At 63.8% G+C, this 20,935-nt stretch carries 23 protein-coding genes; 21 read left to right on the forward strand and 2 right to left on the reverse strand.

The genetic code is table 11. The annotated features are described in order from the left end of the window. Positions 1–16 precede the first annotated feature (16 nt). From V9K84_RS02820 to murB, 7 genes are read left to right on the forward strand one after another with little or no spacing between them, the layout of a single operon-like run. Positions 17–652 (forward strand): MotA/TolQ/ExbB proton channel family protein, encoded by a 636-nt coding sequence (locus V9K84_RS02820; protein WP_162484877.1) that lies wholly within the window; start codon positions 17–19, stop codon positions 650–652. After that, positions 649–1,080: a biopolymer transporter ExbD gene (locus tag V9K84_RS02825; protein WP_054915817.1), complete on the forward strand. Its 432-nt coding sequence runs from the start codon at positions 649–651 to the stop codon at positions 1,078–1,080. The genes V9K84_RS02820 and V9K84_RS02825 overlap by 4 nt, the downstream gene beginning before the upstream one ends. After that, positions 1,080–2,090: a tetraacyldisaccharide 4'-kinase gene (gene lpxK / locus V9K84_RS02830; RefSeq protein ID WP_088514319.1), complete on the forward strand. Its 1,011-nt coding sequence runs from the start codon at positions 1,080–1,082 to the stop codon at positions 2,088–2,090. The genes V9K84_RS02825 and lpxK overlap by 1 nt, the downstream gene beginning before the upstream one ends. Before the next feature lie 37 nt (positions 2,091–2,127). Continuing rightward, entirely contained in the window at positions 2,128–2,313 is a 186-nt protein-coding gene (locus V9K84_RS02835) for a Trm112 family protein (RefSeq protein ID WP_003247142.1), read from the forward strand. Further along, positions 2,310–3,074, forward strand: a complete 765-nt coding sequence (gene kdsB / locus V9K84_RS02840) for a 3-deoxy-manno-octulosonate cytidylyltransferase (protein ID WP_043862888.1) — start codon at positions 2,310–2,312, stop codon at positions 3,072–3,074. The genes V9K84_RS02835 and kdsB overlap by 4 nt, the downstream gene beginning before the upstream one ends. Further along, a complete protein-coding gene (locus V9K84_RS02845) occupies positions 3,074–3,538 on the forward strand; it encodes a low molecular weight protein-tyrosine-phosphatase (protein ID WP_054915815.1) in 465 nt (154 codons plus the stop codon). Before kdsB ends, V9K84_RS02845 begins: the two co-directional genes overlap by 1 nt. Next, positions 3,535–4,554 (forward strand): UDP-N-acetylmuramate dehydrogenase, encoded by a 1,020-nt coding sequence (gene murB, locus V9K84_RS02850; protein WP_088514320.1) that lies wholly within the window; start codon positions 3,535–3,537, stop codon positions 4,552–4,554. The genes V9K84_RS02845 and murB overlap by 4 nt, the downstream gene beginning before the upstream one ends. A 127-nt stretch (positions 4,555–4,681) precedes the next feature. Here the strand turns inward: murB and rne are convergent, their stop codons facing one another. Beyond that, positions 4,682–7,894 (reverse strand): ribonuclease E, encoded by a 3,213-nt coding sequence (gene rne, locus V9K84_RS02855; protein ID WP_088514321.1) that lies wholly within the window; start codon positions 7,892–7,894, stop codon positions 4,682–4,684. A 743-nt stretch (positions 7,895–8,637) separates the two neighbouring features. Between rne and rluC the strand changes: the two genes are divergently transcribed. From rluC to sppA, 3 genes are read left to right on the forward strand one after another with little or no spacing between them, the layout of a single operon-like run. Next, the gene (gene rluC, locus V9K84_RS02860; RefSeq protein ID WP_088514322.1) at positions 8,638–9,594 is read left to right on the forward strand and encodes a 23S rRNA pseudouridine(955/2504/2580) synthase RluC; all 957 of its coding nucleotides are present in this window, start codon (positions 8,638–8,640) and stop codon (positions 9,592–9,594) included. Beyond that, complete coding sequence (locus V9K84_RS02865) at positions 9,584–10,261, forward strand: HAD-IA family hydrolase (RefSeq protein WP_054915813.1); 678 nt, start codon at positions 9,584–9,586, stop codon at positions 10,259–10,261. The genes rluC and V9K84_RS02865 overlap by 11 nt, the downstream gene beginning before the upstream one ends. A 6-nt stretch (positions 10,262–10,267) precedes the next feature. Then, the gene (gene sppA / locus V9K84_RS02870; RefSeq protein ID WP_088514337.1) at positions 10,268–11,251 is read left to right on the forward strand and encodes a signal peptide peptidase SppA; all 984 of its coding nucleotides are present in this window, start codon (positions 10,268–10,270) and stop codon (positions 11,249–11,251) included. 64 nt (positions 11,252–11,315) lie between these two features. Here the strand turns inward: sppA and V9K84_RS02875 are convergent, their stop codons facing one another. After that, complete coding sequence (locus V9K84_RS02875) at positions 11,316–11,894, reverse strand: nucleoside triphosphate pyrophosphatase (RefSeq protein ID WP_058541072.1); 579 nt, start codon at positions 11,892–11,894, stop codon at positions 11,316–11,318. A 95-nt stretch (positions 11,895–11,989) separates the two neighbouring features. On the opposite strand from V9K84_RS02875, the gene V9K84_RS02880 reads away from it, so the two are divergent. From V9K84_RS02880 to V9K84_RS02930, 11 genes are all read left to right on the forward strand, one after another. Further along, positions 11,990–12,517: a YceD family protein gene (locus tag V9K84_RS02880; protein ID WP_054915811.1), complete on the forward strand. Its 528-nt coding sequence runs from the start codon at positions 11,990–11,992 to the stop codon at positions 12,515–12,517. A gap of 13 nt (positions 12,518–12,530) precedes the next feature. Continuing rightward, complete coding sequence (gene rpmF / locus V9K84_RS02885) at positions 12,531–12,713, forward strand: 50S ribosomal protein L32 (protein WP_010223221.1); 183 nt, start codon at positions 12,531–12,533, stop codon at positions 12,711–12,713. A 30-nt stretch (positions 12,714–12,743) separates the two neighbouring features. After that, on the forward strand, positions 12,744–13,724 hold the full coding sequence (gene plsX, locus V9K84_RS02890; protein ID WP_043862879.1) for a phosphate acyltransferase PlsX: 981 nt from the start codon (positions 12,744–12,746) through the stop codon (positions 13,722–13,724). 126 nt (positions 13,725–13,850) lie between these two features. Next, positions 13,851–14,789: an ACP S-malonyltransferase gene (gene fabD / locus V9K84_RS02895; RefSeq protein WP_088514323.1), complete on the forward strand. Its 939-nt coding sequence runs from the start codon at positions 13,851–13,853 to the stop codon at positions 14,787–14,789. 16 nt (positions 14,790–14,805) lie between these two features. After that, positions 14,806–15,546, forward strand: coding sequence for a 3-oxoacyl-ACP reductase FabG (gene fabG, locus V9K84_RS02900; protein ID WP_043862877.1), 741 nt, complete (start codon positions 14,806–14,808; stop codon positions 15,544–15,546). A gap of 195 nt (positions 15,547–15,741) precedes the next feature. Then, on the forward strand, positions 15,742–15,978 hold the full coding sequence (gene acpP / locus V9K84_RS02905) for an acyl carrier protein (RefSeq protein WP_003175607.1): 237 nt from the start codon (positions 15,742–15,744) through the stop codon (positions 15,976–15,978). 104 nt (positions 15,979–16,082) lie between these two features. Continuing rightward, on the forward strand, positions 16,083–17,327 hold the full coding sequence (fabF, locus tag V9K84_RS02910) for a beta-ketoacyl-ACP synthase II (protein WP_043862876.1): 1,245 nt from the start codon (positions 16,083–16,085) through the stop codon (positions 17,325–17,327). Beyond that, positions 17,327–18,142: an aminodeoxychorismate lyase gene (gene pabC / locus V9K84_RS02915; protein ID WP_088514324.1), complete on the forward strand. Its 816-nt coding sequence runs from the start codon at positions 17,327–17,329 to the stop codon at positions 18,140–18,142. The genes fabF and pabC overlap by 1 nt, the downstream gene beginning before the upstream one ends. A 3-nt stretch (positions 18,143–18,145) precedes the next feature. Next, positions 18,146–19,297, forward strand: coding sequence for an endolytic transglycosylase MltG (gene mltG, locus V9K84_RS02920; protein ID WP_054915808.1), 1,152 nt, complete (start codon positions 18,146–18,148; stop codon positions 19,295–19,297). A gap of 19 nt (positions 19,298–19,316) precedes the next feature. Next, the gene (gene tmk / locus V9K84_RS02925) at positions 19,317–19,949 is read left to right on the forward strand and encodes a dTMP kinase (protein WP_054915807.1); all 633 of its coding nucleotides are present in this window, start codon (positions 19,317–19,319) and stop codon (positions 19,947–19,949) included. Further along, the gene (locus tag V9K84_RS02930; protein ID WP_058541076.1) at positions 19,942–20,928 is read left to right on the forward strand and encodes a DNA polymerase III subunit delta'; all 987 of its coding nucleotides are present in this window, start codon (positions 19,942–19,944) and stop codon (positions 20,926–20,928) included. Before tmk ends, V9K84_RS02930 begins: the two co-directional genes overlap by 8 nt. The last annotated feature ends 7 nt before the right edge of the window (positions 20,929–20,935 follow it).

A 20,935-nucleotide genomic window follows, 5' to 3' on the forward strand; every position in this document is an offset into this window, starting at 1 on the left:
CGAGGGGGTCGCTACTGTGTGGGAATTGGTCAAGTCCGGTGGCTGGATGATGCTGCCGATCATTCTGAGTTCCATCGCTGCCATGGCTATCGTCGCCGAACGCCTGTGGACCCTGCGCGCCAGTCGTGTCACCCCGCCGCACCTGCTTGGCCAGGTGTGGCGCTGGATCAAGGACAAACAGCTCACCAGCGAGAAGCTCAAGACCCTGCGCGCCGACTCGCCGCTGGGCGAGATCCTGGCCGCAGGCCTGGCCAACTCCCGCCATGGTCGCGAAATCATGAAGGAGTGCATCGAGGAAGCCGCCGCCCGTGTCATCCACGAGCTGGAGCGCTACATCAACGCACTGGGCACCATCGCGGCCATGGCGCCGCTGCTGGGCCTGCTGGGCACCGTGCTGGGCATGATCGATATCTTCAGTGCCTTCACCGGGTCCGGCATGACCACCAATGCCTCGGTATTGGCGGGGGGGATCTCCAAGGCGTTGATCACCACCGCAGCCGGCCTGATGGTGGGTATCCCGGCAGTATTCTTCCATCGTTTCCTGCAACGGCGCATCGATGAGCTGGTGGTGGGCATGGAGCAGGAGGCCATCAAGCTGGTGGAAGTGGTCCAGGGGGACCGTGATGTCGACCTGAGCGAGGGCAAGGCGTGAAATTCCGGCGCAAGCCACGGGAGACCGTGGACATCAACCTCGCTTCGCTGATCGACGTGGTGTTCATCCTGCTGCTGTTTTTCGTGGTGACCACCACCTTCACCCGTGAAACCCAGTTGCGTGTCGAACTGCCCGAGGCGGTCAGCGGCGCTCCGGCGCCCGACGCCGAGGCCAAGCAGCTGGAAATCACCATCAGCGCCGAAGGCGTGTACTCGGTCAACAACCACCTGTTGCCCAAGAGCGACCTGGGCACCCTGACCGAGGCCCTGCAGAAGGAATCACAGGGCGACACCAAGATGCCGCTGTCGATCAGCGCTGACGGCAAGACTCCGCACCAGGCCGTGGTCACCGCCATGGATGCCGCTGGCAAGCTCGGCTTCAGCCAGTTGCGCATGACCACGGTCGAGGCCGCCCAGGGGACACCTTGATGGCGCTTGCCGATCGCCTGTTGCATGCCTGGTATGCCGGCCACCCGGCATTGGTATTGTTGCGCCCGCTCGAGGCCCTGTATCGCCGGGTGGTGCGGGGCAAGCGCGAGCGTTTTCTGGCCGGGCAGGGCGACATCTATCGCGCACCGGTGCCGGTGCTGGTGGTGGGCAACATCACCGTGGGTGGCACCGGCAAGACCCCGCTTATCCTGTTTCTGATCGAGCACTGTCGCCAGCGCGGCCTGCGCGTGGGGGTGGTCAGCCGAGGCTATGGGGCCACTGCGCCGCAACTGCCGTGGCGCGTGCGTGCCGATCAACCGGCCGAACAGGCCGGTGACGAACCCTTGCTGATCGTGCAGCGCACCGGCGTGCCGCTGATGATCGACCCCGATCGCAGCCAGGCGGTGCGCGCCTTGCTCGACGCCGAGCCGCTGGACCTGATCCTGTGCGACGACGGCATGCAGCACTACCGCCTGGCGCGTGATCTCGAGCTGGTGCTGATCGACGCGGCCCGCGGCCTCGGCAATCGCCGCTGCCTGCCTGCCGGGCCGCTGCGTGAGCCGGTGGAGCGCCTGGATGAAGTGGACGCCGTGCTCTACAACGGCGCCCTCAGCGACCGTGATGATGGATTTGCCTTCACCCTGGCCCCTACGGCACTGGTCAACCTGCGCAGCGGCGAGCGCCGAGGCCTGGAGCATTTTGCGCCGGGCCAGGCATTGCACGCGGTGGCCGGCATTGGCAACCCTCAGCGATTTTTCAACACCCTGCAGGGGCTGGGCTGGCAGCCTGTGCCGCATGCGTTTGCCGACCATGCGGCGTACAACGCCCAGGCCCTGAGCTTCACCCCGTCATTGCCGCTGGTCATGACTGAGAAGGATGCGGTGAAATGCCGTGCTTTCGCCGCCGATGACTGGTGGTATCTTGCGGTCGACGCACTGCCTTCGCCGGCCTTCGTGGCCTGGCTCGACGCGCAGCTGGCGCGTCTGCTGCCCGGGCCTCGCCAGCACTGACATTTTCTTTTTCCGGCCACAGGCCTGAGGAATATCCATGGACACCAAATTGCTCGATATCCTTGCTTGCCCGATCACCAAAGGCCCGCTCAAGCTCAGCGCCGACAAGACCGAGCTGATCAGCAAGGGGGCCGGCCTGGCGTACCCGATTCGTGACGGTATCCCGGTGATGCTCGAGAGCGAAGCCCGAACCCTGACCGATGACGAGCGCCTGGACAAATGAGCCTGGATTTCACCGTTGTGATTCCAGCACGTCTGCGCTCCACCCGTCTGCCGGGCAAGCCATTGCTGTCGATTGCCGGCAAGCCGATGGTGCAGCACGTCTGGGAGCAGGCGCGCAGAAGCAGCGCCACCCGCGTGGTGATTGCCACCGATGACCCGAGCATCGTCGCTGCATGCCAGGGGTTTGGCGCCGAGGTGCTGCTGACCCGTGAGGACCACCAGTCGGGCACCGACCGCCTGGCCGAAGTCGCCACCCAGCTGGGCCTGTCGGCAGATGCGATCGTGGTCAATGTGCAGGGTGACGAGCCGTTGATTCCCCCGGCGATCATCGACCAGGTGGCGGCCAACCTGGCGGCGCATCCTGAAGCGGGCATTGCCACGCTGGCCGAGCCGATCGAAGACGTCGAAGTGCTGTTCAACCCCAATGCGGTCAAGGTGAGCACCGACCGCAACGGCCTGGCCCTGACCTTCAGCCGTGCGCCCTTGCCGTGGGCGCGTGATGCGTTTGCCCAGAGCCGCGAGCAATTGCCGGCGGGTGTGCCTTATCGCCGGCATATCGGCATGTACGCCTATCGCGCAGGCCTGTTGCAGGACTTCGTCGCCTGGGGCCCGTGCGGCCTGGAGCAGACCGAGTCGCTGGAGCAGTTGCGTGCGCTGTGGAATGGCGTGCGCATCCACGTGGCCGATGCCTTGCAGGCGCCGCCTGTGGGCGTCGACACACCTGAAGACCTGGAGCGCGTTCGGCGCTTGCTGGAGGCCTGATGCGCGTCCTGTTCGTATGCCTGGGCAACATCTGCCGCTCGCCGACGGCCGAGGGCGTGTTGCGCCATCAGTTGAAGCTGGCAGGCCTCGAGGATCAGGTCGAAGTGGCCTCGGCGGGTACGGGAGACTGGCATGTGGGCAAGCCGCCCGACAGCCGAACCCGCCGCGCTGCGCTGGCGCGCGGCTACGACCTGTCCGCACAGCGTGCACAGCAGGTGAGCGCGCAGGACTTCAGCCGGTACGACCTGATCCTGGCAATGGACACCAGCAATCTCGGCCACCTCAAGGCGCTGCAACCGTCTGCCGGTACCGCCGAACTGGACCTGTTCCTGCGCCGCTACGAGGGTGAGCTGGATGAAGTGCCCGACCCGTACTACGGCGGCGAAGAGGGCTTCGAACAGGTGCTTGATCTCATTGAGCTGGCTTGTAGCAAGCTGGTGGTCGAGCTGAAGGGCCGGCTATGAGCGTGCAGGTGCAATCGCAGGTTTCACTCAAGCCTTACAACACCTTCGGAATCGAGGTGAAGGCGCAGTATTTCGCCCAGGCACACAACGATGACGAAGTGCGCCAGCTGCTGGCGCACGCAGCCGAACAGCACCTGCCGGTGCTGGTGATCGGTGGCGGCAGCAACCTGCTGCTGACTGCCGATATCCAGGCGCTGGTGCTGCGCATGGCCAGTGTCGGTGTGCGGATACTGTCGGATGATGGCCAGCGCGTGGTGGTCGAGGCAGAGGCGGGTGAGCCCTGGCATCCCTTCGTGCAGTGGACCCTGGCCCAGGGACTGTCGGGGCTGGAAAACCTCAGCCTGATCCCCGGTACCGTCGGGGCGGCGCCGATGCAGAACATCGGCGCCTATGGCGTGGAGATCAAGGACGTGTTTGCCGGGCTGACGGCACTGGATCGGGAAACCGGCCAGTTGCACGAGTTTGCGCTGGAACAGTGTGATTTTGCCTACCGTGACAGTGTGTTCAAGCGTAATTCCGGGCGCTGGCTGATCCTGCGGGTTCGCTTCGTGCTCAATCGCGCCGAGCACCTGCACCTGGACTACGGCCCGGTACGCCAGCGGCTGAGTGAGCAGGGCATCGGTCAGCCGACCGCACAGAATGTCAGCGATGCCATCTGCAGCATTCGTCGCGAGAAGCTGCCAGACCCGGCCGAGCTGGGCAATGCCGGAAGCTTCTTCAAGAACCCGGTGGTGAGCGCCGAGCTGGCGCAGCGCGTGCGCGAGGCGTATCCGGATGCGGTAGGTTATCCACAGGCCGATGGTCAGGTAAAGCTGGCGGCGGGGTGGTTGATCGAGCAGGCGGGCTGGAAGGGGTTTCGCGAGGGCGATGCCGGGGTGCACCGTTTGCAGTCGCTGGTGCTGGTGAACTACGGGCAGGCCAGTGGCAAGCAGTTGCATGCGCTGGCGCAGCGGATTCAGGCTGATGTGCTGGCGCGCTTCGGCGTCGCGCTGGAGATGGAACCCAACTTGTATTGACTGGGCGACTTGTTCGCTGGCAGCGCCGATTCCTGCGGGTTCGGCGTTGTTGGTGACACATCCACCACCAGGCATCAGGCAATAAAAAGCCCCGCCAGTTTGCACTGGCGGGGCTTTTTAATGGCCGTCAGACGAGCGGTTTATGCTCTTCTGCAGCTTCCTGCGACTGCTCGGCAGCAGCGGCGGCCGCTGCGGCTTCAGCTTCGCGCTTGCGGCGACGCACTTCACGCGGGTCGTTCGGTGCACGGCCGTTGGCCAGCGTGACGACCGGTGCCTCAACCTCGGCAGGCTCGGCGATCGGTGCCTGTGCCTCGGCGACCGGTGCTGGCTCAGCGGCAATGACCGGCTCGGCTTCGACTGCAGCCGGCGCTTCAGGCTCGCTCGGCAGGGCGATGACCGGCTCGGCAGCTACAGGTGCCTCGACGGGCGCTTCGACAGCTGGCGCCTGCTCAGGGGCTTGAGCTGGTGCTTCCACCAGGGCCTCTATCTTGGCCTCGGCCTCGATCTGGGCCTCGACTGGTTGCGGAGCAACTTCGACGACAGGCTCGATGCTCGACTCGACTGCCTGCACCGGTGCTTCGAACGGTTGTTCGATCACAGGGGCGATGGCCGCTTGTTCAGCAACAGCTTCTTCGGCAGCGGGCTGTCGAGCTGTTTCGTTCGACTCGGTGCTGGTTTCGACAACCACTGGCTCGACGGTGCCGGCCTCGAAAGGCGTTTCGGCCACGACGGCTGGGGTGTCATCGACAGCGGCAGTTGCACGCTCGGCCTGAGCGTTGGCCTGGGCCTCGGCGTCGGCACTGATGTTGCTGGTGGCAACGGCGGCAGTCACGGCCAGGCCGGCAGCCAGTTCCACGCCCGAAGGCTGCGCATTGCCTTCGCTGCGTTTTTCCGCAGCAGCAGGTTGTTCGCCAGCTTGTTCGGCGCCTTCTTCGGTGCCGTCTTCGCTGCCTTCGACCACATTGCCGTTGGCATCACGCTGACGCTCACGACGGTTGCTGCGACGACGCTGACCGCGCGAGCGACGACGTGGACGATCGCCTTCGGCGCCTTCCTGGTTGTCATCCTGCAGCAGCTCTTCGTTTGGCAGTTGCTCTTCGGCCGCATCCTCGACCGGCTCGGCCGGGCGTGGCTGACGCTCTTCGCGTGGCGGACGCGGTGCGCGCTCCTCGCGAGGGGCACGTTCTTCACGTGGTGCGCGCTCTTCACGCGGTGCACGCTCTTCACGTGGCTGACGCTCTTCGCGCGGGGCGCGCTCAGGACGTTCTTCGCGGACGGCCGGGGCCGGGGTGGCATCCAGAGGCTCACGCAGTTCGCGTACCGGGCGATCTTCGCGTGGGCGACGGTCTTCGCGTGGGGCACGAGGCTGACGTTCTTCACGCGGGGCGCGTGGTGCGCGTTCCTCGCGGGTCGAGGTCTCTTCACGGGCTTCGCGAGGCTGGCGTTCTTCACGCGGCTCACGTGGCGCGCGCTCGGCACGCTCTTCGCGTGGCTTGCGCTCTTCATCGCGACGACCGTTGCGGTTGCGGCTCTGCTGGCGACCGTTGCGACGCTCCTCGTTGCGCTGAGGACGCTCGGTGGCGGGCTTTTCGGTTACCACCGGTGCGGCGGCCACAGGTTCTTCCTTGCCGGCGAACAGGCTGACCAGCGACTTGACCAGGCCCTTGAACAGGCTTGGCTCTGGCAGGGCGTGTACCGGGGCGGCTGGGGCAGCAGGGGCTTCCGGAGCCGGTACCGGAGCATTGGCGCGGGCCGGTGCAGTCTTGACCGCGGCTTCCTGGCGAACCAGGGTGCGGGTGGCGGCAGCCGGTTGCACTTCTTCGGTTTCGGTCGCAGCGATTTCGTAGCTGGACTGGTTGTTCAGGGCTTCCGGGCTGTCGTCGCGCAGGCGCTGCACTTCGAAATGCGGGGTTTCCAGGTGGTCGTTCGGCAGAATGACGATACGCGCCCGGGTGCGCAGTTCGATCTTGGTGATCGAGTTGCGTTTTTCGTTGAGCAGGAACGCGGCGACCGGGATCGGTACCTGGGCACGCACCTCGGCAGTGCGATCCTTCAGGGCTTCTTCCTCGATCAGGCGCAGGATTGCCAGCGACAGCGACTCGACGTCACGGATGATGCCGGTGCCGCTGCAGCGCGGGCAGACGATGCCGCTGCTTTCGCCCAGGGAAGGGCGCAGGCGCTGGCGGGACATTTCCAGCAGGCCGAAGCGCGAAATGCGGCCGACCTGTACGCGGGCACGGTCGGCTTCCAGGCACTCGCGCACCTTTTCTTCGACGGCGCGCTGGTTCTTGGCCGGGGTCATGTCGATGAAGTCGATGACGATCAGGCCACCGATGTCACGCAGACGCAGTTGGCGGGCGATTTCCTCGGCCGCTTCCAGGTTGGTCTGCAGGGCGGTTTCCTCGATGTCGCTGCCTTTGGTGGCGCGCGCCGAGTTGATGTCGATGGACACCAGGGCTTCGGTCGGGTCGATCACGATCGAGCCGCCCGATGGCAGGTCGACGACGCGCTGGAAGGCGGTCTCGATCTGGCTTTCGATCTGGAAGCGGTTGAACAGCGGCACGCTGTCTTCGTACAGCTTGATCTTGCTGGCGTACTGCGGCATCACCTGGCGGATGAAGGTCAGGGCTTCTTCCTGGGCGTCGACGCTGTCGATCAGCACTTCGCCGATGTCCTGGCGCAGGTAGTCGCGGATGGCGCGGATGATGACGTTGCTTTCCTGGTAGATCAGGAACGGCGCTGCGCGGTCGAGGGACGCTTCCTTGATGGCGGTCCACAGTTGCAGCAGGTAGTCCAGGTCCCACTGCATCTCTTCGCTGCTGCGGCCCAGGCCGGCAGTGCGAACGATCAGGCCCATGTCGGCAGGAGCAACCAGGCCGTTGAGCGCTTCGCGCAGTTCGTTGCGCTCTTCGCCTTCGATGCGACGGGAGATGCCGCCGGCACGCGGGTTGTTAGGCATCAGGACCAGGTAACGACCGGCCAGGCTGATGAAGGTGGTCAGGGCGGCGCCCTTGTTGCCGCGCTCTTCCTTCTCGACCTGGACGATGACTTCCTGGCCTTCGCTCAGCACTTCCTTGATGTTCACCCGGCCTTCGGGCGACTTCTTGAAGTATTCGCGGGAGATTTCCTTGAGGGGCAGAAAGCCGTGGCGCTCGGAGCCGAAATCGACGAAGGCGGCTTCAAGGCTGGGCTCGATGCGGGTGATCTTGCCCTTGTAGATGTTGGCTTTTTTCTGCTCGCGTGCACCGGACTCGATGTCCAGATCGTAGAGGCGCTGGCCGTCTACCAGAGCAACACGCAACTCTTCAGGTTGAGTCGCGTTAATCAGCATTCTTTTCATGTAGTACCGTCGGTTTCCGGGCTGCCGGAAACGGCGTTCGGCACACACGACTTCTCACGGTCGGTGTCAGGGTGCGTCAGGGGTGGCGGACCATCCCGTGTCCAGCGGCTTGCGGTCGGACTGGTCGCCCAGTGCTGCCGAAGTCGCGACGACGCGTCCTGCTAGCTGTGGTGTCAAATGCACTCAGTCAGGAGGAGGAATCAGCCTTCGGCCGTGGACACCCTGGGGCATCTTGATCAAGACCGGGTCCGGTCGCGGGCCAGAGGGCCTGTGGACTGGACGCAGTGCTACACGGTCCGACGGTTGTGCATCTCCACCCTACACGTATCCCTGATAATTCGGGTGCTGCCGCGCGCTGAATCCGCAACGGGTTGCAGTTATCGCCAGCTCCATACGGGAGCCCGCGCTTTCTATGGCTAAGGCTGGTATTTCCGAAGCATTCGCCGTGACTGCGTGAAAGCGACTGCACTGAAGGAGTGGGCATCGAAAAAAACGTGCAGGAGGGTCAAACACCGCTCTTGTTGTTTTTTATCGGTCTTCTCTCATCGGCGCTGGTAGCGATTCCAGGCACTTCTGTAAACTGGCGAAAGCCCCGTCGGACGGCCTCGCGTCCTCGAGAATTGCGTAGGTCAGGGCCGGCTCAAAGCCATTGGTCCGCTGGCCAGCCGCTTTTGGCGGCGTTCGCGACTATAGCAGCAATCATTAAGTGCTTCAAATCCATAAAAAATTGTTATGATTCGCAAATGACGACTACTACCCCTCCGACCTCCGGCGTCCAGCTGATCGAGGTCGCGCCGGAACTTGCCGGCCAACGGATCGACAACTTCCTGATCACTGCACTCAAGGGCGTTCCCAAGACCTTGATTTATCGCATTTTGCGCAAAGGCGAAGTGCGGGTGAACAAGGGGCGGATCAAGCCAGAGTACAAATTGCAGGCCGGTGATATCGTGCGCGTGCCGCCCGTTCGTCTGCCTGAGCGTGACGAGCCGGTGCCGCTGGCACAGGGCCTGCTTCAGCGACTCGAAGCGGCCATCGTGTACGAAGACAAGGCCCTGATCGTGCTCAACAAGCCTGCTGGCATCGCCGTGCACGGCGGCAGCGGGCTGAACTACGGTGTGATCGAAGCCTTTCGTCAGTTGCGCCCGGATACCAAGGAGCTGGAGCTGGTGCATCGGCTCGATCGCGATACCTCCGGTCTGCTGATGATCGCCAAGAAGCGCAGCATGTTGCGCCATCTGCATGCCGCGTTGCGCGGTGACGGCGTCGACAAGCGCTACATGGCGCTGGTGCGTGGTCACTGGGCCACGGCCAAGAAGCAGGTCAATGCGCCGCTGCTCAAGAGCAACCTGCGTTCCGGCGAGCGGATGGTGGAAATCAACGACGAAGGCAAGGAGGCGCTCACCCTGTTTCGCGTGCTGCGCCGTTTCGGCGATTTCGCGACCATGGTCGAGGCACGCCCGATTACTGGCCGTACCCACCAGATTCGCGTGCATGCCCTGCATGCCGGGCATTGCATCGCCGGCGACAGCAAGTATGGCGACGAGGATTTCACTCGCGAGATCCGCGAGCTGGGCGGCAAGCGCCTGTTCCTGCATGCCTATGCGCTGACCGTGCCGTTGCCCGATGGCGGCGAGCTGAAGCTGGAGGCGCCGGTGGACGACATGTGGGCCAAGACCGTGGAGCGTTTGAGTGCGCCGTGATTACGACCTGCTGATCTTCGATTGGGACGGCACGCTGGCCGATTCGATCGGGCGCATCGTCGAAGCGATGCATCGCTCGGCCGAGCGTGCCGGCTATGCGCTGTGCTCGGACGAGGCGGTCAAGGGCATCATCGGCCTGGCGCTGCCCGAGGCGATCAGCACGCTGTACCCGCATCTGGATCAGCCTGAAGTCATGGCGTTTCGTCAGCATTACGCCGACATCTATATGGCCCTGGATACCCAGCCGTCGCCGTTGTATCCCGGCGTGGTCGAGGCCCTCGAGTCGTTCAGGGCCGATGGCTATCGCCTGGCAGTCGCTACCGGCAAGGCGCGTCGCGGCCTGGACCGGGTGCTGGTGGCCAATGGCTGGGAAACGTTCTTCGACATTACCCGGGCTGCCGACGAAACCATGGGCAAGCCGCACCCGCGCATGCTCGAGGAGATCCTGGCCCATTGCCAGGTGCCGGCGAGCCGTGCGTTGATGGTGGGCGATTCGTCGTTCGACCTGCTGATGGCGCGCAATGCCGGCATGCATTCGGTGGCGGTGGGGCATGGGGCGCTCTCGCTCGAGGCATTGAGCGTTTACGAGCCGCAGTTGTCCATACAGCACTTTTCACAATTGCAGGCGTGGCTAGGCCGAACCGCTGCAATCGAATTTCCAGGGTAGGTGAGCATGACTGACGAGTGGAAGGCGCCTGACGCCGAAAAGAACGAAGAGCGCACCAGCTGGAAGCTGCTCGAGAAGACCTTGCTGGCGGGCGTGCAGGAGCAGCGTCGGGCCCGGCGCTGGGGTATTTTTTTCAAGCTGCTGACGTTCGTGTACCTGTTCGGCATCCTGGCCCTGTTTTCGCCGCTGATGGATATCGACAAGACCGCCGCCCGTGGCGCGAGCCATACGGCGCTGATCGAGGTGCGCGGGATCATTGCGGACAAGGAGCCGGCCAGCGCCGACAACGTGATAGCCAGCCTGCGTGCGGCCTTCGACGACGTCAAGACCAAGGCGGTGGTGCTGCGTATCAACAGTCCGGGCGGCAGCCCGGTGCAGTCTGGCTACATCTATGACGAGATTCGTCGTCTGCAGGCCGCCAAGCCGGCGGTCAAGGTGTACGCGGTCATCAGCGACCTGGGTGCGTCGGGTGCCTACTATATCGCCAGTGCGGCTGACCAGATCTATGCCGACAAGGCCAGCCTGGTGGGCTCGATTGGTGTGACGGCAGCTGGCTACGGCTTTGTCGGCACCATGGAGAAGCTGGGTGTCGAGCGTCGTACCTATACGGCGGGTGAGCACAAGGCCTTCCTTGATCCATTCCAGCCGCAGAAACCGGACGAAACGGCCTTCTGGCAGGGTGTGCTGGACACCACCCACAAGCAGTTCATTGCCAGTGTGAAGCAGGGGCGCGGCGAGCGGCTCAAGGACAAGGAGCATCCCGAGCTGTTCAGCGGGCTGATCTGGTCGGGTGAGCAGGCCGTGCAGCTGGGGCTGGTGGACGCCCTGGGCAATGCCGATTATGTGGCGCGTGAGGTGGTGGGGGAGAAGACCCTGGTTGATTTCACCGTCGAAGAGTCGCCGTTTGATCGCTTCTCCAAGCGCCTGGGTGCCAGCGTCGCCGAGCACCTTGCCATGTGGATGGGCTTTCAGGGGCCGGTACTGCGCTGAGAGTGCTAATTAATGAAAAACCGGCCAGATGGCCGGTTTTTTTATTGCCGGTATTGCCTTGCCCTCACGGTATGCTCACCCCTTCCTTGAGCAGCATGTCGACCAGTCGGATCAGCGGCAGTCCCACCAGGCTGGTGGCATCGCAGCCGTGGGTGCTTTGGAACAGGCTCACCCCCAGCCCTTCGCACTTGAAGCTGCCAGCGCAGTCGTAGGGTTGTTCCGCGCGCAGGTAGCGTTCGATGCGTGGCAGGTCCAGTTCGCGCATGTGCACGGTAAATGGCACGCAATCGACCTCGCAGTGGCCGCTCTGAGTATTGAGCAGCGCCACGCCGGTCAGGAAGGTGACGTGATTGCCGCTCGCAGCCAGCAATTGCTCGCAGGCCTTTTCGAAGGTGTGTGGCTTGCCCAGAATCTGTTCGCCCAGCACGGCAACCTGGTCGGAGCCAATGATAAGATGCCCCGGATGGCTGGCGGCCAATGCCTCGGCCTTGTGCCTGGCCAGGCGCTTGACCAGCTCTGGGGCGGGCTCTTCGCCGATGCGCTGTTCGTCGATATCGGGCGCTGCCCAGGCAAAGGGCAGTTGCAGTCGCGCCAGCAATTCGCGCCGGTAGGGTGAGCTGGAAGCCAGTAACAAGGGCAGCATGATGAACTCCTGAGCAGGTGCGCCGATTCTAACATGTTGAACGGGGCCGAATTTCCTTTGACAGGGGCGGGGGGCATCCCTAGAATGCTGCGCCTATGTTGAATGACCCGATTCCACCTCACGTTGACCCGCGCAAATTGGCCGATCGTGGTGTTTCTCTCGAAGGAACGCTGCTACTCGCCGATTTGGAGAGACTCTGCGACCCGCTTTCCGACGATGTCGGTACGGTGCAGGCTAAATTCGATTTTGAGCGAGACGAACAGAAAACCGTGGTTATCCACAGTGCTCTGACCGTCGAGGTCAAGATGGTTTGCCAGCGTTGTCTTGAGCTGGTCACCCTGCCGATCCACAGCGAATCTACATATGCTGTGGTGAAAGAGGGTGCGAATACCCAGTCGTTACCGAAAGGTTATGACGTGCTGGAACTGGGCGAAGATCCTTTGGATCTGCAAGCATTGGTCGAGGAAGAGCTTCTGCTCGCCTTGCCCATCGTGCCTGCTCATCATCCGGAAGAATGCCAGCAGCCGGCGGGCGCCGATGAGCCCGAACCGAGCAAGGACGAGGTAACGCGGTCCAACCCGTTCAGTGTATTGGCGCAGTTAAAGCGTGACCCAAACGTTTAGGAGTTAATCAATTATGGCTGTTCAGCAGAACAAAAAATCCCGCTCTGCCCGTGACATGCGCCGTTCGCACGACGCTCTCTCGGAAAACGCTCTGTCCGTAGAGAAAACCACTGGTGAAGTGCACCTGCGTCACCACGTATCGCCAGAAGGCGTATACCGTGGTCGCAAAGTGATCGACAAGGGCGCTGACGAGTAATCCTTGTCCGCTCAGATCGCGATTGACGCAATGGGCGGGGACTTCGGTCCCCGCAGCATTGTTCAGGCCAGCATTGCTTGCCTGTCGGCTACTCCCTCGCTGCACCTGACCCTCGTCGGTCAACCCTCCCTCCTTGAAGATCTGATCGCTGGCCAGTCGGCAGCGGATCGCGCGCGCCTGCATATTGTGCCGGCCAGCGAAGTGATCGGCATGGACGAGCGGCCGTCCCAGGCGCTGCGTGGCAAGCCCGACTCGTCGATGCGCGTGGCCCTCGAACTATTGCGTGATGGCAAGGTGCAGGCCTGCGTGAGCGCCGGCAACACCGGCGCGCTGATGGCGTTGTCGCGCTATGTGCTCAAGACCCTGCCCGGCATCGATCGGCCGGCGATGGTGGCGGCCATACCGACCCAGACTGGCTATTGCCAGCTGCTTGACCTGGGGGCCAACGTCGACTGCAGCGCCGAGCACCTGTTCCAGTTCGCCGTGATGGGCTCGGTGGCGGCGCAAGCGCTGGGCATTTCCCGGCCGCGTGTGGCGCTGCTCAACATCGGTACCGAAGACATCAAGGGCAACCAGCAGGTCAAGCTGGCTGCGACGCTGCTGCAAAATGCCCGCGGCCTCAACTACATCGGCTTTGTCGAAGGCGATGGCCTGTACCGTGGCGAAGCGGATGTGGTGGTGTGCGACGGCTTTGTCGGCAATATCCTGCTCAAGTCCAGCGAAGGCTTGGCCACCATGATCGGTGGGCGCATCGAGGCGCTGTTCAAGCGTGGCCTGATGGCGCGGGCGGTGGGGGCCCTGGCGATGCCGCTGCTCAGTCGCCTGAAGGCCGACCTTGCGCCGGCGCGCCACAATGGCGCGAGTTTTCTCGGCCTGCAGGGCATCGTCATCAAGAGTCATGGCTCGGCGGGTGTGCAGGGGTTCCAGAGCGCGATACAGCGGGCGCTGATCGAGATCCAGGAGAACTTGCCGCAGCGCTTGCACGGCCGTCTGGAGGATCTGCTGCCTTAGGCATCGGCACAACGACGTGCATAAATGTGACCGCTTGGTTCTCGTTACCATCCAATTGTCAGTTTTCTCGCGCTCAGCCCCGGCTGGGCGCTATTTTCGACGACAAGATCATTAGGGGCTTGTTCAATGTCTGCATCCCTCGCATTCGTCTTTCCTGGCCAAGGTTCGCAGTCGCTCGGCATGCTTGCCGAGCTGGGCGCCCAGTACCCGCTGGTCATCGATACCTTCCGTGAGGCCTCCGAGGCTCTCGGTTACGACCTGTGGGCACTGACCCAGCAGGGCCCGGAAGAACAACTCAACCAGACGGACAAAACCCAGCCGGCCATCCTGACCGCCTCGATCGCCCTGTGGCGCCTGTGGCTGGCCGAAGGTGGCGCGCGCCCTGCATTCGTTTCCGGGCACAGCCTGGGTGAATACAGTGCGCTGGTGGCTGCCGGCAGCCTGAGCCTGGGTGAGGCGGTCAAGCTGGTCAAGCGTCGCGGCGAGCTCATGCAGGAGGCCGTGCCGGCCGGGCAGGGCGCCATGGCTGCGATTCTGGGCCTGGATGACGCCGTGGTCGTGGACCTGTGTGCTCAGGCCGCGCAGGGTGAGGTGGTCAGTGCGGTCAACTTCAACTCCCCGGGCCAGGTTGTCATTGCCGGTGCCAAGGCTGCTGTAGAGCGCGCCATGGAAGCCTGCAAGGCCGCCGGCGCCAAACGTGCGCTGCCGCTGCCGGTCAGCGTGCCGTCGCACTGCGAGCTGATGCGCCCGGCCGCCGAGCGGTTTGCCGAATCGGTGAATGCCATCGACTGGCAGGCCCCGCAGATCCCGCTGGTGCAGAACGTCAGTGCGGGCGTGGCTGGCGATCTCGAAACCCTTAAACGCGACCTGCTGGAGCAGCTGTACAAGCCGGTACGCTGGGTCGAATGCGTGCAGACCCTGGCCGCCAATGGCGCGGTGCAACTGGTCGAGTGCGGCCCCGGCAAGGTGCTGGCCGGCTTGAACAAGCGCTGCGCCGACGGCGTGAACACCTTCAACCTCAATACCCCGGATGCTTTCGCCGCCACCCGTGCGGCGCTGGCCTGATTTAGGAGAAACTTGCATGAGCCTGCAAGGTAAAGTTGCACTGGTCACCGGCGCCAGCCGTGGCATTGGCCAGGCGATCGCCCTGGAACTGGGGCGTCTGGGCGCCACCGTCATCGGTACCGCCACGTCCGCCTCCGGCGCCGAGCGTATTGCCGCGACCCTCAAGGAGCACGGCATCGCCGGTACCGGGCTGGAGCTGAACGTGACCAGCGACGAGTCGGTCACCGCCACCCTGGCATCTATCCAGGTGCAGTTCGGTGCGCCGACCATCCTGGTCAACAACGCCGGCATCACCCGCGACAACCTGATGCTGCGCATGAAAGACGACGAGTGGTTCGACGTCATCGATACCAACCTCAACAGCCTCTACCGTCTGTCCAAGGGCGTGCTGCGCGGCATGACCAAGGCGCGCTGGGGTCGTATCATCAGCATCGGTTCGGTCGTTGGGGCCATGGGTAACGTCGGCCAGGTCAACTACGCCGCCGCCAAGGCCGGCCTGGAAGGCTTCAGCCGCGCCCTGGCGCGTGAAGTCGGCTCCCGTGCGATCACCGTGAACTCGGTAGCGCCGGGTTTCATCGATACCGACATGACCCGCGAACTGCCAGAGGCGCAGCGTGAAGCGCTGCAAAACCAGATTCCGCTGGGTCGTCTGGGCCAGGTCGACGAAATCGCGAAAGTGGTTGCGTTCCTGGCCTCTGACGGCGCAGCTTACGTGACCGGTGCGACTGTCCCGGTCAACGGCGGGATGTACATGTAGTTAAATGTGACGGATTGCTTCAAAAAAATGTCATACGAGCTGTCTAAAATCCGTTATAAAGCTGCAACCAAATTCTAGGCGGCAGGTGGGTGTGAAGTTCGAGGGATGCATTACGCTTGAAAAGCGGGCGTCTTTCTATAAACTTACACACCGGCCAGCTGCCTGACATATATCCATTAGGAGTGAAAACTAGGTATGAGCACCATCGAAGAACGCGTCAAGAAAATCGTCGCCGAGCAACTGGGCGTTAAAGAAGAAGAAGTGGTCAACACCGCTTCCTTCGTAGAAGATCTGGGTGCCGATTCCCTTGACACCGTTGAGCTGGTGATGGCTCTGGAAGAGGAATTCGAGACCGAAATCCCTGACGAAGAAGCCGAGAAGATCACTACTGTTCAAGCAGCCATCGACTACGTCACCAGCCACCAGGCTTAAGACTTTGTAGTCGTCGCTTCTTGTCATGGAAAAACCGCACTGCCGTTACTGGCGTGCGGTTTTTTCTTTGCATGAGATGTAGACCATAGAATAAGGAGAGTGCTGTGTCGCGTAGACGCGTCGTGGTCACCGGTATGGGTATGCTGTCGCCACTGGGCACGGATGTGCCAAGCAGTTGGCAAGGCATTCTGGCTGGCCGCAGTGGCATAGGTCTGATCGAGCATACTGACCTGTCTGCCTACTCCACCCGTTTTGGCGGCTCGGTAAAGGGCTTTGAAGTCGAGCAGTACCTGTCGGTCAAGGAAGCCCGCAAGCTCGATCTGTTCATTCAATACGGCCTGGCGGCCGGGTTCCAGGCGGTGCGCAATGCCGGGCTGGAAGTCACCGATGCCAACCGTGAGCGTATCGGCGTGGCCATGGGTTCGGGCATCGGCGGCCTGACCAATATCGAAGAAACCAGCCGGACGTTGCACGAGCAAGGCCCGCGGCGCATTTCGCCGTTCTTCGTGCCAGGCTCGATCATCAACATGATTTCCGGTTTCCTGTCGATCCACCTGGGTGTACAGGGGCCCAACTACGCCATTGCCACTGCCTGCACCACGGGCACGCACTGCATCGGCATGGCGGCGCGCAATATCGCCTACGGCGAAGCCGACGTGATGATCGCCGGTGGCGCAGAGATGGCGGCCTGTGGCCTGGGTATGGGCGGTTTTGGCGCTTCGCGTGCGCTGTCGACGCGCAACGACGAGCCAACCCGTGCCAGCCGGCCGTGGGACAAGGGCCGTGACGGTTTCGTGCTGTCCGACGGTGCCGGTGCGCTGGTGCTCGAAGAGCTCGAGCACGCCAAGGCGCGGGGTGCGACCATCTATGCCGAACTGGTTGGTTTTGGCATGAGCGGCGACGCCTACCACATGACTTCGCCACCCGACAACGGTGCCGGTGCGGCCCGTTGCATGGCCAACGCCTTGCGCGATGCGGGCGTGAACCCCAGCGAAGTCGGCTACATCAACGCCCACGGTACCTCGACGCCTGCCGGCGACCTGGCCGAAGTGGCAGCGATCAAGTCGGTGTTCGGCGAGCACGCCTACAAGCTGGCCGTGAGCTCGACCAAGTCGATGACTGGTCACCTGCTGGGGGCTGCCGGCGCGGTAGAGGCGATTTTCAGCGTGCTGTCCATCAATGGGCAAGTGGCGCCGCCGACCATCAACCTCGATGAGCCGGATGAAGGCTGCGACCTGGACTTCGTGCCGCACCAGCCGCGCAACATGCCGATCGAGGTCGTGCTGTCGAACTCCTTCGGTTTTGGCGGTACCAATGGCTCGCTGGTGTTCCGCCGGTTCGCCGAGTGATGCACAGCTGGGTCGATGGCCTGCCGGCTGACGTCCTGACGTTGAGCAGCCGCGGGCTGGCCTATGGCGATGGTCTGTTCGAGACCATCGCCGTGCGGGCCGGGCGGCCCTCGCTGCTGACGTATCACCTCGATCGCCTGGCGCTGGGTTGCCAGCGCCTGGCGATCGACGCCGATCACCCACTCATCCGCGACGAGGTATGCCGTTATGCCGGCTTGCTGGGTGATGGCGTGCTCAAGCTCATTCTCACCCGTGGCGACAGTCAGCGCGGCTATGCCCCGGCTGCCGGTGCACCGCCGCGTCGCATTCTTCAGGCCAGCCCCGCCGCCAGCTACCCGCCGCAGAACGCCGAGCAGGGGGTAAGGCTGTTTGCCTGCCAGACCCGCCTGGCCGAGCAACCCTTGCTTGCCGGGCTCAAGCACCTCAATCGCCTGGAGCAGGTACTGGCACGGGCCGAGTGGCAGGGCGCCGAGTACGCTGAAGGTTTGATGCGTGATGTATCCGGGCGCGTGATCGAAGGTGTCTACAGCAACCTGTTCGTGGTGCGCGATGGCGTGCTGTACACCGCCGACCTGGCGCGTTGCGGCGTGGCCGGGGTAATGCGCGCTGCCTTGCTGGACGAGGCGCCGCGCCACGGTATCACGGCCCGTGTGGTCGACCTGGCGCTGGCCGATCTCGAGCAGGCCGACGAAGTGTTGCTGTGCAACAGCGTGTATGGCGTATGGCCGGTGCGTGCATTTGCATCGCTGAACTGGTCGCCGGGGCCGCTCACCCGTAAACTGCAGGCCATTGCCCGTACGCTACTGGATGCCTGATTCGTGAGACGTAAATTGTTGGTGCTGCTGGAGACTGGGTTGATCCTGGCCGGCCTGCTATTGGGCTTCTCGGCCTGGAAGGTGCACTCGGCGCTGGAGCAGCCGCTGCACCTGACCGGCGAGCGGTTGCTCGATGTTCCTACCGGCACCACGCCCAACCGCATGTTCTACCGCATGCAGCAGGACGGCGTGATTCGCGACGCCTTCTGGCTGCGCCTTTACTGGCGCTTCAACATGCCGAGCGTGGCTTTGCATACCGGCGAGTACCGCATGACCCCCGGCATGAACGTGCGCGACCTGTTCGAGGCGTGGCGGCGTGGTGACGTGGTGCAGTACAGCCTGACCCTGGTCGAGGGCTGGAATTTCCGCCAGGTGCGCTCGGCACTGGCCAGACATGAAAAGATCCGCCAGACCCTGGATGGCCTGAGCGACAGCGAGGTCATGGACAAGCTCGGGCACCCGGGCGTGTTCCCCGAGGGGCGCTTCTTCCCTGACACCTATCGGTTCGTGCGCGGCATGAGCGATGTCGAGTTCCTGCAGCAGGCGTACGCGCGCCTGGAGGAGGTGCTGGCCAAGGAGTGGAACGAGCGCTCCCCGGCTGCGCCCTATCGCGACCCTTACCAGGCGCTGATCATGGCCTCGCTGGTCGAGAAGGAAACCGGCGTGCCACAGGAGCGTGGTCAGATCGCCGGCGTCTTCGTGCGTCGCCTGCAGATCGGCATGCTGCTGCAGACCGACCCTACCGTGATCTATGGCATGGGCGAACGCTACAACGGCAAGATCACCCGCGCCGACCTGCGTGAGCCCACGCCCTACAACACCTACGTGATCGCCGGCCTGCCGCCGACGCCGATTGCCATGGTCGGGCGTGAAGCCATTCACGCGGCCTTGAACCCGGAGCCGGGCAGCAGCCTGTACTTCGTCGCGCGGGGCGATGGCAGTCATGTGTTCTCCGACGACCTGGGGGCGCACAATTCAGCCGTGCGCGAGTACCAGATCAAGCGGCGTGCCGACTACCGTTCAAGCCCGGCGCCAAGCGCCGGCGACACCCCGAACGAGGTTCCTGCATCCGAGGCGCCCCAGGCTGCACCGCAGCCTGCCGAGCCCTCGGTGCAGCCGGATGTTCCCCCGGCCAGCGAACCTACCCCGCAATGACCCTGATTAAGGACTGCCTGTGAGCGGCTTGTTTATCACCCTGGAAGGTCCCGAAGGCGCGGGCAAGAGCACCAATCGCGAGTACCTGGCCGAGCACCTGCGCGCCCACGGGCTGGATGTGGTGCTGACCCGCGAGCCGGGCGGCACCCCGCTGGCCGAGCGCATCCGCGAACTGTTGCTGGCCCCCAGCGATGAGACGATGGATGCCGACACCGAGCTGTTGCTGGTGTTCGCCGCGCGCGCCCAGCACCTGGCCCAGGTGATCCGCCCGGCGCTTGCGCGGGGCGCCATCGTCCTGTGCGACCGTTTCACCGATGCCACCTATGCCTACCAGGGCGGTGGCCGCGGGCTGTCGGTCGAGCGCATTGCCACCCTTGAAACCTTCGTCCAGGGCGACCTGCGCCCCGACCTGACCCTGGTGTTCGACCTGCCGGTGGAGGTCGGCCTTTCGCGCGCAGCGGCGCGCGGGCGGCTGGATCGCTTCGAGCAGGAAGGCCAGGCGTTTTTCCAGGCTGTTCGCCAGGCCTACCTGGCCCGCGCAGCCGCCGACCCGGCGCGCTATCACCTGGTCGATGCCGCGCAACCGCTGGCCCGGGTTCAACTCGCCCTGGATGCGTTGCTGCCGCAGATCCTGGAGCGTTGCCGTGGCTGAGGCCTACCCGTGGCAGGCGACGCTCTGGCAGCAACTGGCCGGGCGCACACAGCATGCCCATGCGTACCTGTTGCACGGCCCGCAAGGCATCGGCAAGCGGGCGCTGGCCGAGCGCCTGATGGCGTTTCTGCTGTGCCGCCAGCCCGAGGGGCTTGAGGCGTGCGGGCACTGCAAGTCGTGCCAGTTGCTGAAGGCGGGCAGTCACCCGGACAACTACATCCTGGAACCTGAAGAGGCCGACAAGCCGATCAAGGTCGACCAGGTGCGTGACCTGGTCAGCTTCGTGGTGCAGACCGCGCAGATGGGCGGACGCAAGGTGATTCTCATCGAGCCGGTCGAGGCAATGAACATCAACGCTGCCAACGCCTTGCTCAAGAGCCTCGAAGAGCCTTCGGGCGATACCGTGCTGTTGCTGGTCAGTCACCAGCCCAGCCGGTTGCTGCCGACCATCAGGAGCCGTTGCCAGCAACAGGCCTGCCCGTTGCCAAGTCAGGCGCAGAGCGAGGCGTGGCTGGCAGCCGCGTTACCCGACAGTGACGAGGCCGAGCGCCACGAACTGCTGAGCCTTGCAGCAGGTTCGCCACTGCTGGCTGTCAGCCTGCAGGCCCAGGGTGTGCGCGAGCAGCGCGCGCAGGTGGTCGAGGGGGTCAAGAAGCTGCTCAAGCAGCAGCAGTCCGCGACCCAGTTGGCCGAAGGCTGGAACAGCATCCCGCTGTTGTTGCTGTTCGACTGGTTCTGCGACTGGTCCAACCTGATCCTGCGCTATCAGCTGACCCAGGACGAAGAGGGCCTGGGGCTGGCCGACATGCGCAAGGTCGTGCAGTACCTTGCCCAGAAGAGCCCGCAGGGCAAGGTGCTGGATATCCAGGACTGGATTCTTGTGCAGCGCCAGAAGGTGCTGAACAAGGCCAACCTCAACCGCGTGCTGTTGCTCGAAGCGTTGCTGGCCTCCTGGGCCCTGTTGCCGGGCCAGCGTTGAGCTGGCC

It is taken from the genome of Pseudomonas sp. AE27 (genome assembly GCF_037113495.1).
GTDB lineage: Bacteria > Pseudomonadota > Gammaproteobacteria > Pseudomonadales > Pseudomonadaceae > Aquipseudomonas > Aquipseudomonas palmensis.